Source organism: Streptomyces tauricus, assembly GCF_014650955.1.
GTDB classification, from domain to species: domain Bacteria; phylum Actinomycetota; class Actinomycetes; order Streptomycetales; family Streptomycetaceae; genus Streptomyces; species Streptomyces tauricus.
Window position 1 is genome coordinate 79,096 of sequence record NZ_BMVY01000026.1, and the last position, 14,382, is coordinate 93,477.

Sequence of the window (14,382 nt, forward strand, 5' to 3'; positions counted from 1 at the left end):
CCCCGGCCGCCCCTGGCGGCGGCCGTTCGCCGTTATGTACGAGATACCGAACAGACTTGCTCAGTCGTTGACGCGAGTCACTTGAGTAACGTAGATCACACGGCAGTTGGGCCCTTGCCGGCAGTCGGGACTGCTGAAGCGGTCGGGGCCGCAAGGGCCGCGTGGGCCTCAGGTCGCCGGGGCCTCCAGGGATGCCGGGGCCGTCAGGGCTGTCGCCGGCCCAGAGCGTCCCGTACCGCCTCGTCCGTCCGTGCGACGACGGCGGTCCCGTCCTCCGCGGTGATGATGGGCCGCTGGATGAGCCGGGGATGCCCGGCCAGCGCCGCGACCCACCGCTCCCGCGAACCGGCGTCACGGGCCCACTCCTTCAGCCCCAGCTCCTTCGCCTCGGCCTCCTGGGTCCGGGTGATGTCCCAGGGCTCAAGACCGAGCCGCTCCAGGACCTCCCGGATCTCGGCCTCGCTCGGCACGTCCTCCAGGTACCGCCTGACCGTGTACTCGGCCCCCTCCTCGTCCAGCAGACCGATGGCGCCGCGGCACTTCGAACAGGCCGGATTGATCCAGATCTCCATGCCGCTCAAGGTACGCGAAACACCGTGCCACTCACTTGTCACGGCACCCCCAAAGTGCCTGTGGCCAGGGGCGATTGTCAGTGGGCGGCAGTAGAATAGAAGCAGTGTTCGAGGGTGCCGCCGGAGACGCCGACCGGCACCCTGACCGCGACAGGAGGATGCCTGTGCCCGCTGCCGCACTGAGTCCGCTGCCCACCCAGTCCACAGCCAAGAGGGCGGTCCAGCTCGACCTGCCCTACCAGCCCGTCGAGAAGCGCCCGCTGCCACCGGGGCGCCCGCGCGAGTGGTACGTCACGCACAACCGCCGCCTGAAGGCGATGCGGCTGGCCATCGCCCTCCTCGACTCCGGTGTCTACGTACCCAGGCAGGCCCACAACGAGACGATCCGCAGGACGGCCGCGCTCATAGGCGTACACCCCCCGTCGGACACCACCTGCCACATGGTCCGGGCTCTGATGAGGTACGCCCGCTGAGACCGGGCCCGTAGCGCCGCCCGCGTCCCGGGCGGCGCGTCGGCCAAGGCCCCTCAGGTTCCCGGGCCACCCGGCCACCCGGCCACCCGGCCGCCCGGTCTCAGTCGGACGCCAACTCCCGCTCCAGCGGTGTCCGGAAGCGGGGGGTGACCCGGGTGGCCCCCATCCACGACCGCAACCGGTCGGCCTCGGCCCCGATCGCGTCCAGGGCCTCGCCGCCCACCCCCTCGGCGTCCCTGTCCCCGTCCTCGGCGGCCGGCAGTCGCCAGACGATCTCGCCGTCGGGGCGCTGGGCCCAGCCGCCCACGATCCGCCCGTCCCACCAGACGGTCGGCCCGATGTTCCCGCTGCGGTCGAAGAGTGCCGACCGCAGCCCGGGCGGGCAGTACCAGTCCCGTTCCTGCCATCCCATGGCCGTCGGATCCAGGCCGGGCAGCAGCGCGGCCCACGGTTCGACGGCCGCGACCGGCTCCACCGCGTCGGCGAGCACGTACGCCACGCCCTCGTCCACCGAGACGGTCACCGCTCCCACCGCGCCCAGCGCCCGCCGTACGTCGCTGACCTTCCACCCGGTCCACCACTTGAGGTCGGCCTCCGTGGCAGGCCCGCACGCGGCGAGCCAGCGCCGGATCAGCTCCGCCTGGGCCTCGTCGACGGGCAGTTCGGCACACGGGGGAGCCGCGGCCCACCGGAACTGCGTGGACGTCCACGACCCCAGTGGCCGCCCCCGTACGACCCGGCCCTCGGCCCCGAGGACACGCAGCAGCCGCGACGAAACGGTGTGCACTCCTTCGTAGCTCTTGCCCGGCGCGTACGCGAACTGCTCCCTCAACCGGGGCTCCTCGCGCGCCAGTTCGGCGGCCGTCGCCTCTCCGCGCCGGGCCAGCGCGGCCAGCGTGGACGTCTCCACCTCCGCCAGCCACCGCGCGTCGGGAGCACCGACTCGGGCCATGTCCTTGACCAGGGCGGCCCGCGCCCGCGCGGCCACGGCGAGCCCGGTCGAGGCGTGCACGACCGGAACCAGCTCGGTGGGGAACACGAACACGGTCTGCCGCATGCCGTGCATCCGGATGAGCGTCCGGTCCTCGTACAGGGCCCGCTCCATCTCCGGTACGACCCGCGTCGCGTCCATGAGCCGCGCCCCGACGGCGAGATAGACGCTCGCGGGATCCGTCCCGTGCAACGCCACCAGCGAGCCCCCGACCTCCTCGGGACTACCCGCCCGCGCGCCTTTGACCAGCCGGTGCCCGACGGCCAGCCGGGCCCGCCGCTCGGCCACGCCGATGTGCCGTCGCTGCCCGCTCATCCGATTCCCCCTGTCCCGTTCGTGCGGTCGCACCCTCGGATTCTGCCTGGACCGCACCTCGGCCGGGAGCCGTGCGCCGGGACGGAAGCGGGAACGGCGGTGGCCCCGGACGCAGATTTACTCACTCCCGGGCACCCTCATTGTTCCCCTCTGTGACGATTTCGCTTGACCCCGGGCTGTTTTGTGACTGCTCGTAAGCGGACCCGGCCGTTATTCGTTTCCGTCGGACAGGGATCGCCCGGCATCCTGGGCACTAGTCTCGACGTCACCGACGGCCCGGCGCGCAGTCCGGCACGGCGTCGGACAGCTCAAGGTCCCACCACCCCACGTACAAGGAGACCCATTATGGGTACCTTGATCATTTTGGCGATCCTCGTCCTGGTAGTCCTTGGATTCAACAGCCCCGTCTGGTGGCTCGCCGCGGCTGCCCTGATCTACCTCTACGTCCGCTACGTCCGACCCGACCAGGGTGCTTCCGGCTCGTCGTCGGCGGGCGGCGGGGGCGGTGCGGGGGGCCAGTCGGGCGGCGGTTCGAGTTCCTCGACCCGGGTCGACAGCAGCTACCACGCCTACCGCCAGCGCCGCGACCGCCTGGCCAGGTGGGAACGCCGCTACCGCCGCGAACGCCCCTGGAACGTCAAGAAGTGACGTCTCCGGAACGTCGTCAGTAAACGACGAAGCCCCGCCTGCCCTGGGGGCGATGGCGGGGCTCCGGTCAAGCCGCGAGGCTCGGTGCGTCGACGGCGTCGAGCGACACCGGTCGGTGACGACCGTCATCGGGCGGACACCGGGTCGATCACACGTCGTAGTACAGCTCGAACTCGTGCGGGTGCGGGCGGAGCTGGAGCGGGGCGATCTCGTTCGTGCGCTTGTAGTCGATCCACGTCTCGATCAGGTCGGACGTGAAGACGTCGCCCGCGAGCAGGAACTCGTGGTCGGCCTCAAGGCGGTCGAGGACCGCCGGGAGCGAGGTCGGGACCTGCGCGACGCCCGCGTGCTCCTCGGGGGCCAGCTCGTAGAGGTCCTTGTCGATCGGCTCGGCCGGCTCGATCTTGTTCTTGATGCCGTCGAGGCCCGCGAGCAGCAGCGCCGAGAAGGCGAGGTACGGGTTGCCGGAGGAGTCGGGCGCGCGGAACTCGACGCGCTTGGCCTTCGGGTTCGAGCCGGTGATCGGGATACGCATGGCCGCGGAGCGGTTGCGCTGCGAGTACACCAGGTTCACCGGGGCCTCGAAGCCGGGGACCAGGCGGTGGTAGGAGTTCACCGTCGGGTTGGTGAAGGCCAGCAGCGACGGGGCGTGCTTGAGGATGCCGCCGATGTAGAAGCGGGCGGTGTCCGACAGGCCCGCGTAACCGGCCTCGTCGTAGAACAGCGGGTCGCCGTTGGCCCACAGCGACGAGTGGATGTGCATGCCCGAGCCGTTGTCACCGAAGATCGGCTTCGGCATGAAGGTCGCGGTCTTGCCGTTGCGCCAGGAGACGTTCTTCACGATGTACTTGAAGAGCTGGAGGTCGTCGGCCGCGGCGAGCAGCGTGTTGAACTTGTAGTTGATCTCGGCCTGGCCGGCGGTGCCCACCTCGTGGTGCTGGCGCTCGACCTGGAGGCCGGACTTGGCCAGCTCCAGGGAGATCTCCGCACGCAGGTCGGCGAAGTGGTCGACCGGCGGGGTCGGGAAGTAGCCGCCCTTGTAGCGGACCTTGTAACCGCGGTTGTCCTCGATCGCACCGGTGTTCCAGGCGCCGGCCTCGGAGTCGATGTGGTAGAAGGCCTCGTTCGCCTTGGTGTCGAAGCGCACGCTGTCGAACACGTAGAACTCGGCCTCGGGGCCGAAGAACGCGGTGTCGGCGATACCGGTCGACGCGAGGTACGCCTCGGCCTTCTTCGCCACGTTGCGCGGGTCACGGGAGTACTGCTCGCCCGTGATCGGGTCGTGGATGAAGAAGTTGATGTTGACCGTCTTGTCGCGGCGGAAGGAGTCGACGCGCGCGGTGGACAGGTCGGCGCGGAGCGCCATGTCGGACTCGTGGATGGCCTGGAAGCCGCGGATGGAGGAGCCGTCGAAGGCCAGTTCCTCGGTCGGGTCGAAGGCCTCAGCCGGAATCGTGAAGTGCTGCATCACACCCGGCAGGTCGCAGAAGCGGACGTCGACGAACTTGACGTCCTCGTCCTTGATGAACTTCTTGGCCTCGTCGGCGTTCTGGAACATCCAGCTCCTCCTACTCCCGCTCACTTCGGACCGGGGTGGTAGTTCGTTCGTGCGGCCAGTGCGGTGGCACACGCTGAGCCCGACCTTAAGGACGGGTGATTTCTCCAGCGTGACCCATTTGTTTCGCCCAAGTTAACCGGACGTGGTCCGGTGTACCCCACCTGTCCGCATGGCAAAACGGTCGCAGTACCGTGGACGGGTGGACAACAGGCAAGCAATCGGATCGTGGCTGTCCGGACCCCGCGCGGCCGCGGAGGACGCCGGTGCCGACTTCGGATACCGCGGAGAACAGCTGGGCCTGCCCGAGTCGGGCCCCGGCTCCATCGCGCGCCCCGGCAGGCGCCTGGGCGCCCTCGCCGTCGACTGGGGGCTGTGCACCTTGATCGCATACGGCCTGATCACCGACGGCTACGGCCAGGCGACCGGGAACTGGGCGCTGCTCGTCTTCTTCGTCCTGAGCGCGCTGACCGTGGGCACCCTCGGCTTCACACCCGGCAAGCGGCTGTTCGGCCTGCGGGTCCTCGCCCTGCGGACCGGCACGGTCAACCCGCTGCGCGCTCTGCTGCGCACGGTGCTGCTGTGCCTCGCGCTCCCGGCCCTGATCTGGGACCGCGACGGACGCGGGCTGCACGACCGCCTGGCCCGCACGGTCGAGGTCAGGATCTGACCCGCCGCCCCACTTCGTACGGTGTCGGCGTCGGGCGGTGGGCATGAGAAAGGGGCGCCCCGGAACCGTCGGTGATTCCGGAACGCCCCGTTCCAGTGGAGCTCGGGTGCGGCGCTAGCGCATCTTCCCGCCGCGCGGCATCCGCATCCCCTTGGGCATCGGGCCCTTGGGAAGCGGCATGTTGCTCATCAGGTCGCCGAGCGCGCGCAGCCGGTCGTTGGTCGCGGTGACCTGCGGGCCGGTCAGGACGCGCGGCAGCTTCACCATCGTCGTACGGAGCTTCTTCAGCTCGACCTGGCCCTCGCCCGTGCCGACGAGGATGTCGTGCACCGGCACGTCCGCGACGATGCGCGCCATCTTCTTCTTCTCGGCGGCCAGCAGGCTCTTCACCCGGTTCGGGTTGCCCTCGGCCACCAGCACGATCCCGGCCTTGCCCACGGCCCGGTGGACCACGTCCTGGCTGCGGTTCATCGCCACGGCCGGGGTCGTCGTCCAGCCGCGCCCGACATTGTCGAGCACCGCCGCCGCCGCGCCCGGCTGGCCCTCCATCTGGCCGAAGGCCGCCCGCTCGGCCCGGCGCCCGAAGACGATCGCCGACGCGAGGAAGGCGAGCAGGAGGCCGAGAATGCCGAGATAGATCGGGTGACCGATCCAGAAGCCGATCGCGAGGAAGACACCAAGGGTGACGATTCCGACAGCCGCGAGTACAAGACCGATCTTTTTGTCGGCCTTGCGGGTCATCTTGTAAGTCAGAGCGATCTGCTTGAGTCGCCCGGGGTTCGCAGCGTCCGCTGCGGGTTCCTTCCTCGCCATGCCGTGAAGTCTACGTGTCGGGGGAAGCGTCGACGACGGCGGTGCCGGGTTCAGGGTTCGGCTTCGGCTTCGGGGGAACGCTTGACGCGTACGCGCCCTCGCTCAGTGGCGCGCGAGGAAGGACTGCTCCACGACACGCTGTGCCTCGACGCGGTCCTTGGCGCGGCGACGGTCCTCCAGGACGGACGTCCAGGCGTTGCGACGGGCGGTGCGCTGGCCACTGCTCAGGAGCAGGGACTCGACGGCACGGAGTGCATCGGTGAACGACGGGATCGCGGTGGCGCGTACGGGCGCGGCCTGCATGATGGGGGTCCCCCCTCGGGACGGCGGCTCTGGCTAAGGCTCTACGGGGTGTAAAACCAGGGTCACTGAATGGTGTTACCAGGGCGTGACCGACCGGTCAAACGCCGGTGAAGCCTTGATATGCAGGCCCGAAACCTTGACGCGGCGCTGATGTGGCCCTCATCTGCGGGGACGTTCCGGACCGCGTCGTACAGGCCATTACTGGTGAGTAGTCACTTGTGCGGAGATTCACACGCACGGCTGGCACTGCGTGCCATACGGCGGGTGTCCGGCACGAGTCACACCGTCGGCCCGGCCGCCGCCTCGGACCCCGCCCTGGACCGACGCTTCAGGGTGTCGGTCCAGGGCGGCGGTTCAGAGCGTCGGTCCAAAGGGTTGGTGCGGCGCGCTGGTTCAGACGGCCTGCGAGGCGACGTACGCGCCGCGCTTCTCGATGGCCATCTGGTAGAGGCGGCCGGCCCGGTACGAGGAGCGGACCAGCGGGCCCGACATCACTCCGGAGAAGCCGATCTGGTCGGCCTCCTCCTTCAGCTCCACGAACTCGTGCGGCTTCACCCAGCGCTCGACGGGGTGGTGGCGCACGGAAGGCCGCAGGTACTGCGTGATGGTGACCAGCTCGCAGCCCGCCTCGTGGAGCTGGCGCAGGGCCTCGCTGACCTCTTCACGGGTCTCGCCCATGCCGAGGATCAGGTTCGACTTCGTGACCAGACCGTAGTCGCGCGCCTCGGTGATGACCTTCAGCGAACGCTCGTACCGGAAGCCCGGGCGGATCCGCTTGAAGATGCGCGGGACCGTCTCCACGTTGTGCGCGAAGACCTCCGGGCGGGAGGAGAAGACCTCGGCGAGCTGGGCCGGCTCGGCGTTGAAGTCCGGGGCCAGCAGCTCGACCTTGGTCCGGCCCTCGGCGCGGTCCGCGGTCTGCTGGTGGATCTGGCGGACCGTCTCCGCGTACAGCCAGGCGCCGCCGTCGTCCAGGTCGTCGCGGGCCACGCCGGTGATGGTCGCGTAGTTGAGGTCCATGGTGACCACGGACTCGCCCACGCGGCGGGGCTCGTCGCGGTCCAGCGCCTCGGGCTTGCCCGTGTCGATCTGGCAGAAGTCGCAGCGCCTCGTGCACTGGTCGCCGCCGATGAGGAACGTGGCCTCGCGGTCTTCCCAGCACTCGTAGATGTTGGGACAGCCCGCCTCCTGGCAGACCGTGTGCAGGCCCTCGCTCTTCACGAGGTTCTGCATCTTCGTGTATTCGGGACCCATTTTCGCCCGGGTCTTGATCCACTCGGGCTTGCGCTCGATGGGGGTCTGGGCGTTCCGGACCTCCAGGCGCAGCATCTTGCGTCCGTCGGGTGCGACTGCGGACACATCGGCTCCCTGTAGCTTCGATTCTTCGGCGTACACCAGGGTACGCCCGTTCGGTGCTCGGCCCCCGAGGAGGGGAACCTTCGGGAGCGGGGGTGCATTCCCGGGGGCGAAGGTTTTCGCCCCCGCCGCCCCTACCCGTTCCCGTCCCGCATGGGGGCTGCGCCCCCTCGCCCCCCTATCGCGCTGCGCGCTCGTCCTCAAACGCCGGACGGGCTGGTAGTCAGCCCCTCCGGCGTTTGAGGAGCGGGGGTTCGGGGGCGGAGCCCCGAGTACGTGATGGGAACGGGTAGGGGCGGCGGGGGCGAGGAACGCCCGCCTACACCCCCGCCCCCTCCACGGCCCGAGGCAATAGCGTCGCGTTCCCCAGGACGTCCGCCAGGTGGCGCTCGGCCACCGGCAGCACCTCCGCGATCCCGAGATCCCGCCCCAACTCGTGCGCCAGCGACGTAACCCCCGCATCGCGGATCCCGCAAGGAATGATCTTGTCGAAGCTGGACACGTCGGGGTTCACGTTCAGGGCGAAGCCGTGCATGGTGACCCCCTTCGCGACCCGGATCCCCATCGCGCAGATCTTGCGGTCCTCCCGCCGCTGCCCGGCGTTGGAGGGCGCGTACTCCGGCCCGTTCAGCCGCGGGTCGAACTCCTCGTCCGCCAGGCGGGGATCGAAGTCGAGGGAGAGCCCGCCGAGCGCCGGCCGCTGGTCCACCGGATCGCCGAGGACCCAGACACCGGCCCGCCCCTCCACCCGGCTGGTCTCGACGCCGAACTCCGCGCAGACGCGGATCATCGCGTCCTCCAGGCGCCGGAGGTGGGCGACGACGTCCACCGGGCGCGGGAGCTTCTGGATCGGGTAGCCGACCAGTTGCCCAGGGCCGTGCCAGGTGATCTTCCCGCCCCGGTCCACGTCGACGACGGGCGTGCCGTCGAGGGGGCGCTCGTTGTCCGCCGTGCGCCGGCCGGCCGTGTAGACCGGGGGGTGCTCAAGGAGCAGACAGGTGTCGGGGATCTCGTCCTGGAAGCGCGCCGTGTGCACACGGCGTTGCTCGTCCCAGGCTTCCTGGTACTCGACGGCGTCCGCACCGAAACCCATGCGGACGAACCGCAGCTCACTCACGGCAAGCGCCTCCCTTGCAAGAGTCTGTGGGGCCCGGAAACGGTGCCGTAAGGCTCGTAACGCCCCACGCCACTGTACGTCCGACCGGTGGACGTCAGCTTTGAGGGCAATCCTCACACGATCGGATGAATGAACGTCGAAGTGTGCGATCGGTTGCTTACAGACCGCTACATTCGCGCCGTTCACGAGGCTAATAAGGGCTGCTCAAGGCATGGCGGCCGACCTCGCCCCGGACCTGCCCGCGCAGGCCCCCAGCCCGGAAGGCAGGAGTTCGCACCGCAGATGACGGAACGACCCGCGCAGCGCACCCCCAACCGTCAGCTCGCCGCACTTATCGCAGAAGCGGGGTTCTCCAACGCGGGGCTCGCCCGTCGAGTGGACCAGCTCGGCCTCGAACACGGTCTCGATCTGAGATACGACAAGACATCAGTGACCCGCTGGCTGCGAGGGCAGCAGCCACGGGGCACCACCCCGGCCCTGATCGCCGAGGTGTTCACCCGCCGCCTCGGCCGCCGGCTCAGCGCGCAGGACCTCGGACTCGACGCCTGCGCACCCGTCTACGCGGGGCTGGAGTTCGCCGCCACCCCGGAGGAGGCCGTCGACATCGTCGGCGGGCTCTGGCGCAAGGACTCGGGAAGTCATGCCGAGCTGCGCAAGATCGCGTTCACCCCGGCGGGGCTCGTCGTACCCAGCCGGGACTGGCTGATCGGCCGGGCCGACGACCGGGTGAGCCGCGGCGACCCCGGCGCGGCGCGCATCCCCGTACAGGGTGGCCGACCGGTTTCCGCGAAGCCCTCGGCCGTGCCGGAACAGGGCAGGCCGCAGTTCCGTCAGCGTGCGGGGACGGAGCGCGGACCCGGGCAGCGGGTGACCGCGGGTGACATCGCGGCCCTGCGCTCGGTCGGTGAGCTGTTCCGCTCCCTCGACAACGCGTACGGCGGAGGGCACGCCCGGCAGGCCCTCGTGCGCTACCTGGAGCACGAGCTGGAACCGATGCTCCGCGGCACGTACGGCGAGCAGACGGGGCGCCGGCTGTTCGCCGCGGCGGCCGATCTGACCCGGCTGGCCGGCTGGACCTCGTACGACATCGCCGCGCACGGGCTCGCACAGCGGTACTTCGTGCAGGCGCTGCGGCTCTCGCAGGCGGCGGCGGACCGGGCGTACGGCTCCTACGTGCTCGTGACGATGAGTCGACAAGCCGTCTATCTCGGGCACGGGCGGGAGGCGGTCCAACTGGCCCGGGTCGCCCAGCAGGGCGTGGGGTCCTCCGCGCCGCCGGTCGTCCAGGCGCTGCTGTACGCGGTCGAGGCGCGGGGGCACGGGGTGCTCGGCGAGGTGCGGGCGGCCACGGCCTCGCTCGTGCGGGCCGAGCGGGCGCTGGAGATCGCCCGGCCGGGGGACGAAGTCCCCTACTGGGCGCGGTTCTTCGACGAGGCGCAGCTCGCGGACGAGTTCGGGCACTGCCACCGGGATCTGCAGCAGTACCGGGCGGCGGCTCAGCACGCCGAGCGGTCGCTGCAGTTGCGTTCGCCCGGGTTCGCGCGCAGCCGGCTGTTCTGCCGGGTGGTCCTCGCCTCGGCGCGGCTGGGTCTCGGCGAACTCGACCAGGCGTGCCAGTTGGGGGCGGAGGCGGCCACGCAGGCGTCGGAGATGCGGTCTGTCCGGGCGCTGGAGTATGTGCGGGACTTCGAGCGGCGCCTGGAGCCGTACCGGGACGCGGCACCCGTACGCGGTTACCGCGACAAGGTCGCGACACTCGGCTGAGCCGGGGGGAACGCGGGGGCCGTGCGCACCGTCCCCCGCACCCCCTCCGGGGTGGAGGCGGCCATTCGGCTGCAGGCCGGTCGGTGCTGGCCGCGCAGTTCCCCGCGCCCCTTCCGGGGCGGGGGAAGCGGTCGTGTTTCGGCAGCGGCCCGATGGGTGCCGTTCGCCCAGTTCCTCGCGCCCCTTGCGCTTCGAGCGCGGGCCGGTCGGTGCTGGCCGCGCAGTTCCCCGCGCCCCCAAGGGGCCCGCGCCCCTGAGCTGAGGGCAGCTCGCTAGGGCGGAGGGGTGGAGGTCCTGCCCCGCGTCGGGACCTCCACCCCGGCTTCCCGGCGTACAACCGCCGCCTCCAGGGGCACGACCGACCTGCAGCCGAAGCACACCCCCGCCCCGTAAGGGGCGCGGGGAACTGCGCGGCCCACGCCAACCGGCCTGCAGCCGAATGGCCGCCTCCACCCCGTAAGGGGCGCGGGGAACGGCGCACCCGGCCCCCGCCAGCCCGCGGCCGAAGCGCACCCCGGCCCCGGTAGGGGCGCGGGGAACTGCGCGGCCCACCCCCGTCGGCCCGCAGCCGCGACCCGCCCCCGCCCCGGACGGGGCTACGCCGCCGTAGGTGTCGGTAATGGGGGCGCCGGCAACGCCGGCCGTGCGGCGCCGAGGTCCTTCAGGAGCGCTCTCGCCGCCCGCCGGCCCGAGTGCAGGGCGCCCTGGACCGTACTCGTGTCGCGGTGGTCGCCGCAGACGTACAGGCCGTCCAGCAGCCGTACCGGCCGGCGCAGATCGTGCGGCGGCAGCATCGCCGGCACGGCGTCGGACGTGTGCCGGACCGCCAGCAGCTCCCAGCGGTCCGTGGCGGTGCCGTAGAGCGCCGCCAGATGCGCGCGCACGGCGCGGTCCGTGTCCGCGGGCGGCACGCCCAGGACCGTGGAGGAGATCAGCGCGCGCCCCGCCGGCGCACGGGACGGATCGACCTGGCTGACGACCGCCGTATGCGCGACCGGACCCCGCCGGTCCGCGTCCAGGAGCAGCGCCGCGTCCGTCGTGGGCGGCTCGTCCGACGTGTGGTGCACCACCGTCACCGGATGGCACGGCGGCACCCGCAGCCCGGGCAGCAGCTCCGCCGCGGCGCGGGCGCCGGTCGCCACCAGGACGGCCCGGCAACGCAGTTCACCGTGCTCGGCCGTCGTCACGGACGTGGTCGAGACGGCGGTGGCCCGCACTCCGGTACGGACCGTCCCCGGCGGCAGGGCCCCGGCGAGCAGCTCCGGCAGGGCGTCGGCCCCGCCCTCGGGCAGGCACAGCCGCCCCGAGGCGAACGCCCGCAGCGTGAGGTCGGCGCACCGGCTGGACGTCGCCAGATCCGGATCGCAGAGCAGCGCCGCCAGAAGGGGGCGCAGAAAACCCTCGACCGTACGGGCGGGCATGCCGCGGGCCGCGAGCGCACGCCCGGCGGGCCGCTCGGGCCGGGCCAGCAGCCGCTCCACGGGGACGGCCGCGATCCCGCCGAGCGCGGCGGACAGCCGGGCCTGGTCGAGCGCGCCCCCGAGCGGGGGATACGCCCGCGACACGGGCTCGGCGGCCGAGGGCAGCTGCCGCAGCCTGCGCGGGGGGCTCACAAAGGCGCGCGCCGCGTCGAGTGCGCCCCTTGCGCCCCCGGCGCTCGCGGGCTCACCCGCCCGGTGCACACGCCCCTCGGCGTGGACGAGGACACCGGCGGCGAACGGGCGCAGGACGAGGGCGTCCAGGCCCGGCGTCAGCCGCAGTTCGGGGTACGACGTGAAGAGGAGCCGTCCGACGCGGTCGAGACGGAAACCGTCGATCTTCTCCGTCGCCATCCGGCCGCCCACGTGAGGGGCGGCCTCCAGGACGACGGTCGACAGACCTGCGCTGTTCAAGCGTTGTGCGGCCGAGAGTCCCGCGACCCCGGCCCCCACGATGACGACGTCCGCCTGGCAAGCGGGCTCAAGCACGTGCCCCTCCTAGAGGTCGCGCGGCTGCTTGGAGGCGTCCCGCCCCCAACGGGCATCCGGAATACCCGACTTCGGGACGAGAGTAGGGCCGCGACCGGTCGGAGGAACTCGCGCATGAGCAGGGCACGGTCGCACGCCGGTCGCATGTGGTCGGCGTACGACCGGAGTGGGCGCGCGGGAAGCGTGCCCGGGTGCCGGGGCCGTACCTACCCCTGGGCCGCCCGGACGGCCTCCTCGATCCCGGGGAACGCGAAGGTGAAGCCCGACTCCAGCAGCCGGGTGGGAAGGACGCGCTGGCTGCCCAGTACCTCCTGGGCCATCTCGCCGAGCACGGCCCTCAGTACGGGCGCCGGCACCGAGAACAGCGTGGGCCGGTGCAGGACACGCCCCATGGCGGCCGTGATCTCGCCGTTGGTGAGCGGCTCCGGAGCCGTCAGGTTGAAGGGCCCGGACAGAGACTCGGAGTCGATCAGGAACCGCAGCGCGGCCACATGGTCGTGCAGCGCGATATAGCTCCAGTACTGCCGCCCGTCGCCCATCTTCCCGCCGAGCCCCGCCTTGAACAGCGGGAAGAGCCGCCCCCAGGCGCCGCCCTTGGGGGCCACCACCAGTCCGGTGCGGGCGAAGACGGTCCGTACGCCCGCCTCCTGCGCGGGGGCCGCCGCCCCCTCCCACTCCACGCACAGCGAGGGCAGGAACCCGTCCCCGGGGGGCGCGCTCTCGTCCACGGCCCGGGTGCCGGTGTCCCCGTAGAAGCCCATGGCGCTGCCGTTCAGGAAGACCCTCGGCGGCCGGTCGAGCGTGGCGGCTGCCTCCGCGAGGGTGGCCGTGCCGAGGAGCCGGCTGTCGCGGATCGTCCGCTTGTAGTCGTCGGACCAGCGGCGGTCGGCGATCCCGGCGCCCGCGAGGTTCACCACGGCGTCGCAGCCGGACAGGCCCACCGCGTCCACATACTGCCGCTCGGGGTGCCACTCGACCTCGTCGTCCGCCCGGGGCGTGCGGCGTACCAGCCGTACCACCTCGTGCCCGTCGGCGGTCAGTGAGCGCACCAGGGCCGTACCGATGAGGCCGGACGCGCCGGCCACGGCGATTCGCGAAGCTTCCATGACCCCATCCTGCGTCAGTCAACCCGGGAGCACCGCGCCGAGGGGGGGCGTGCGCCCGGGGGTGGCGCCCGGCGCGCCCGCTCTACAGTGACGTGCATGCCCGAGCCGTACATACGCACCGCAGTGCCCGAGGACGAAGAGGCGCTGGGCCGTCTCGACCGCGCCGTCTGGTCCTACCAGCACGCGGTCAGACCCCGGGAGCAGCCGCCGTACGAGCCGTTCTTCAACGACCGCTTCGGGCCCCGCGACCACCTGGTCGCCGAACTGGGCGGGCGGGTCGTCGGCTACGTACGGCTCGGATTCCCCACCCCGCTCGCCTCCAACGCGCACGTACGGCAGATCCAGGGCCTCGCCGTCGCCGACGAGGTCCGCGGCAACGGAGTGGGCCGGGCGCTGATCCGTGCCGCCGTCGAGGAGGCCCGCCGCCAGGGCGCACGCCGGATCACGCTGCGCGTCCTCGGCCACAACACGCCGGCGCGCAGGCTGTACGAGTCGGAGGGCTTCGTGGTCGAGGGGATCCAGCCGGACGAGTTCCGGCTGGGCGGCGAGTACGTGGACGACGTACTCATGGGACGCAGGATCTGACCCCGACCCCGACCCCGACCCCGACCCCGACCCCGATCCCGACCATGGCCCCGACCCCGGCCCCGGGCGACGCGGGAGCAGAGGCGGCTTTCAGCCAGGGCCGCGGGAGCCGAGGAGACTTTGCGCCGGGGCCGCGGGATCAGAGGC

Annotated in this window: 14 protein-coding genes; 5 read left to right on the forward strand and 9 right to left on the reverse strand. The window is 71.7% G+C overall.

Translation table 11 applies throughout. The features are described from left to right. Positions 1 to 203: 203 nt before the first annotated feature. Entirely contained in the window at positions 204 to 572 is a 369-nt protein-coding gene (locus IE278_RS30450; protein WP_189776599.1) for an arsenate reductase family protein, read from the reverse strand. A gap of 164 nt (positions 573 to 736) precedes the next feature. Here IE278_RS30450 and IE278_RS30455 point away from each other — a divergent pair, with 164 nt between their 5' ends. Then, on the forward strand, positions 737 to 1,045 hold the full coding sequence (locus IE278_RS30455) for a hypothetical protein (protein WP_189776601.1): 309 nt from the start codon (positions 737 to 739) through the stop codon (positions 1,043 to 1,045). A gap of 100 nt (positions 1,046 to 1,145) precedes the next feature. On the opposite strand, the gene IE278_RS30460 is transcribed toward IE278_RS30455, so the two are convergent. After that, entirely contained in the window at positions 1,146 to 2,351 is a 1,206-nt protein-coding gene (locus tag IE278_RS30460; protein ID WP_189776603.1) for a winged helix DNA-binding domain-containing protein, read from the reverse strand. A gap of 345 nt (positions 2,352 to 2,696) precedes the next feature. Here IE278_RS30460 and IE278_RS30465 point away from each other — a divergent pair, with 345 nt between their 5' ends. Then, on the forward strand, positions 2,697 to 2,999 hold the full coding sequence (locus tag IE278_RS30465) for a hypothetical protein (protein ID WP_189776605.1): 303 nt from the start codon (positions 2,697 to 2,699) through the stop codon (positions 2,997 to 2,999). A 148-nt stretch (positions 3,000 to 3,147) separates the two neighbouring features. On the opposite strand, the gene glnA is transcribed toward IE278_RS30465, so the two are convergent. Next, the gene (gene glnA / locus IE278_RS30470) at positions 3,148 to 4,557 is read right to left on the reverse strand and encodes a type I glutamate--ammonia ligase (RefSeq protein WP_107018291.1); all 1,410 of its coding nucleotides are present in this window, start codon (positions 4,555 to 4,557) and stop codon (positions 3,148 to 3,150) included. A gap of 199 nt (positions 4,558 to 4,756) precedes the next feature. On the opposite strand from glnA, the gene IE278_RS30475 reads away from it, so the two are divergent. Next, positions 4,757 to 5,224 carry an RDD family protein gene (locus tag IE278_RS30475; RefSeq protein WP_189776607.1) on the forward strand — a complete coding sequence of 156 codons (468 nt, stop codon included), beginning with the start codon at positions 4,757 to 4,759 and terminating at the stop codon, positions 5,222 to 5,224. 114 nt (positions 5,225 to 5,338) lie between these two features. Here IE278_RS30475 and IE278_RS30480 read toward each other — a convergent pair whose 3' ends face one another. The 4 genes from IE278_RS30480 to lipB all read right to left on the reverse strand — a co-directional run bounded on the left by IE278_RS30480 (position 5,339) and on the right by lipB (position 8,813). Continuing rightward, positions 5,339 to 6,037, reverse strand: a complete 699-nt coding sequence (locus IE278_RS30480) for a DUF4191 domain-containing protein (protein WP_189776609.1) — start codon at positions 6,035 to 6,037, stop codon at positions 5,339 to 5,341. A gap of 102 nt (positions 6,038 to 6,139) precedes the next feature. After that, positions 6,140 to 6,340, reverse strand: coding sequence for an SCO2195 family GlnR-regulated protein (locus tag IE278_RS30485; RefSeq protein ID WP_189776611.1), 201 nt, complete (start codon positions 6,338 to 6,340; stop codon positions 6,140 to 6,142). A gap of 393 nt (positions 6,341 to 6,733) precedes the next feature. Continuing rightward, on the reverse strand, positions 6,734 to 7,699 hold the full coding sequence (lipA, locus tag IE278_RS30490) for a lipoyl synthase (RefSeq protein ID WP_189776613.1): 966 nt from the start codon (positions 7,697 to 7,699) through the stop codon (positions 6,734 to 6,736). A gap of 316 nt (positions 7,700 to 8,015) precedes the next feature. Continuing rightward, positions 8,016 to 8,813: a lipoyl(octanoyl) transferase LipB gene (gene lipB / locus IE278_RS30495; protein WP_189776615.1), complete on the reverse strand. Its 798-nt coding sequence runs from the start codon at positions 8,811 to 8,813 to the stop codon at positions 8,016 to 8,018. A 282-nt stretch (positions 8,814 to 9,095) separates the two neighbouring features. Between lipB and IE278_RS30500 the strand changes: the two genes are divergently transcribed. Further along, positions 9,096 to 10,577 carry an NsdA family TPR-like regulatory protein gene (locus IE278_RS30500; RefSeq protein WP_189776617.1) on the forward strand — a complete coding sequence of 494 codons (1,482 nt, stop codon included), beginning with the start codon at positions 9,096 to 9,098 and terminating at the stop codon, positions 10,575 to 10,577. 596 nt (positions 10,578 to 11,173) lie between these two features. On the opposite strand, the gene IE278_RS30505 is transcribed toward IE278_RS30500, so the two are convergent. Beyond that, positions 11,174 to 12,544 (reverse strand): NAD(P)/FAD-dependent oxidoreductase, encoded by a 1,371-nt coding sequence (locus IE278_RS30505; protein ID WP_189776619.1) that lies wholly within the window; start codon positions 12,542 to 12,544, stop codon positions 11,174 to 11,176. A gap of 206 nt (positions 12,545 to 12,750) precedes the next feature. Next, a complete protein-coding gene (locus tag IE278_RS30510) occupies positions 12,751 to 13,650 on the reverse strand; it encodes a TIGR01777 family oxidoreductase (protein WP_189776621.1) in 900 nt (299 codons plus the stop codon). Positions 13,651 to 13,746: 96 nt separating this feature from the next. Between IE278_RS30510 and IE278_RS30515 the strand changes: the two genes are divergently transcribed. Then, positions 13,747 to 14,235, forward strand: coding sequence for a GNAT family N-acetyltransferase (locus IE278_RS30515; protein ID WP_189776623.1), 489 nt, complete (start codon positions 13,747 to 13,749; stop codon positions 14,233 to 14,235). The last annotated feature ends 147 nt before the right edge of the window (positions 14,236 to 14,382 follow it).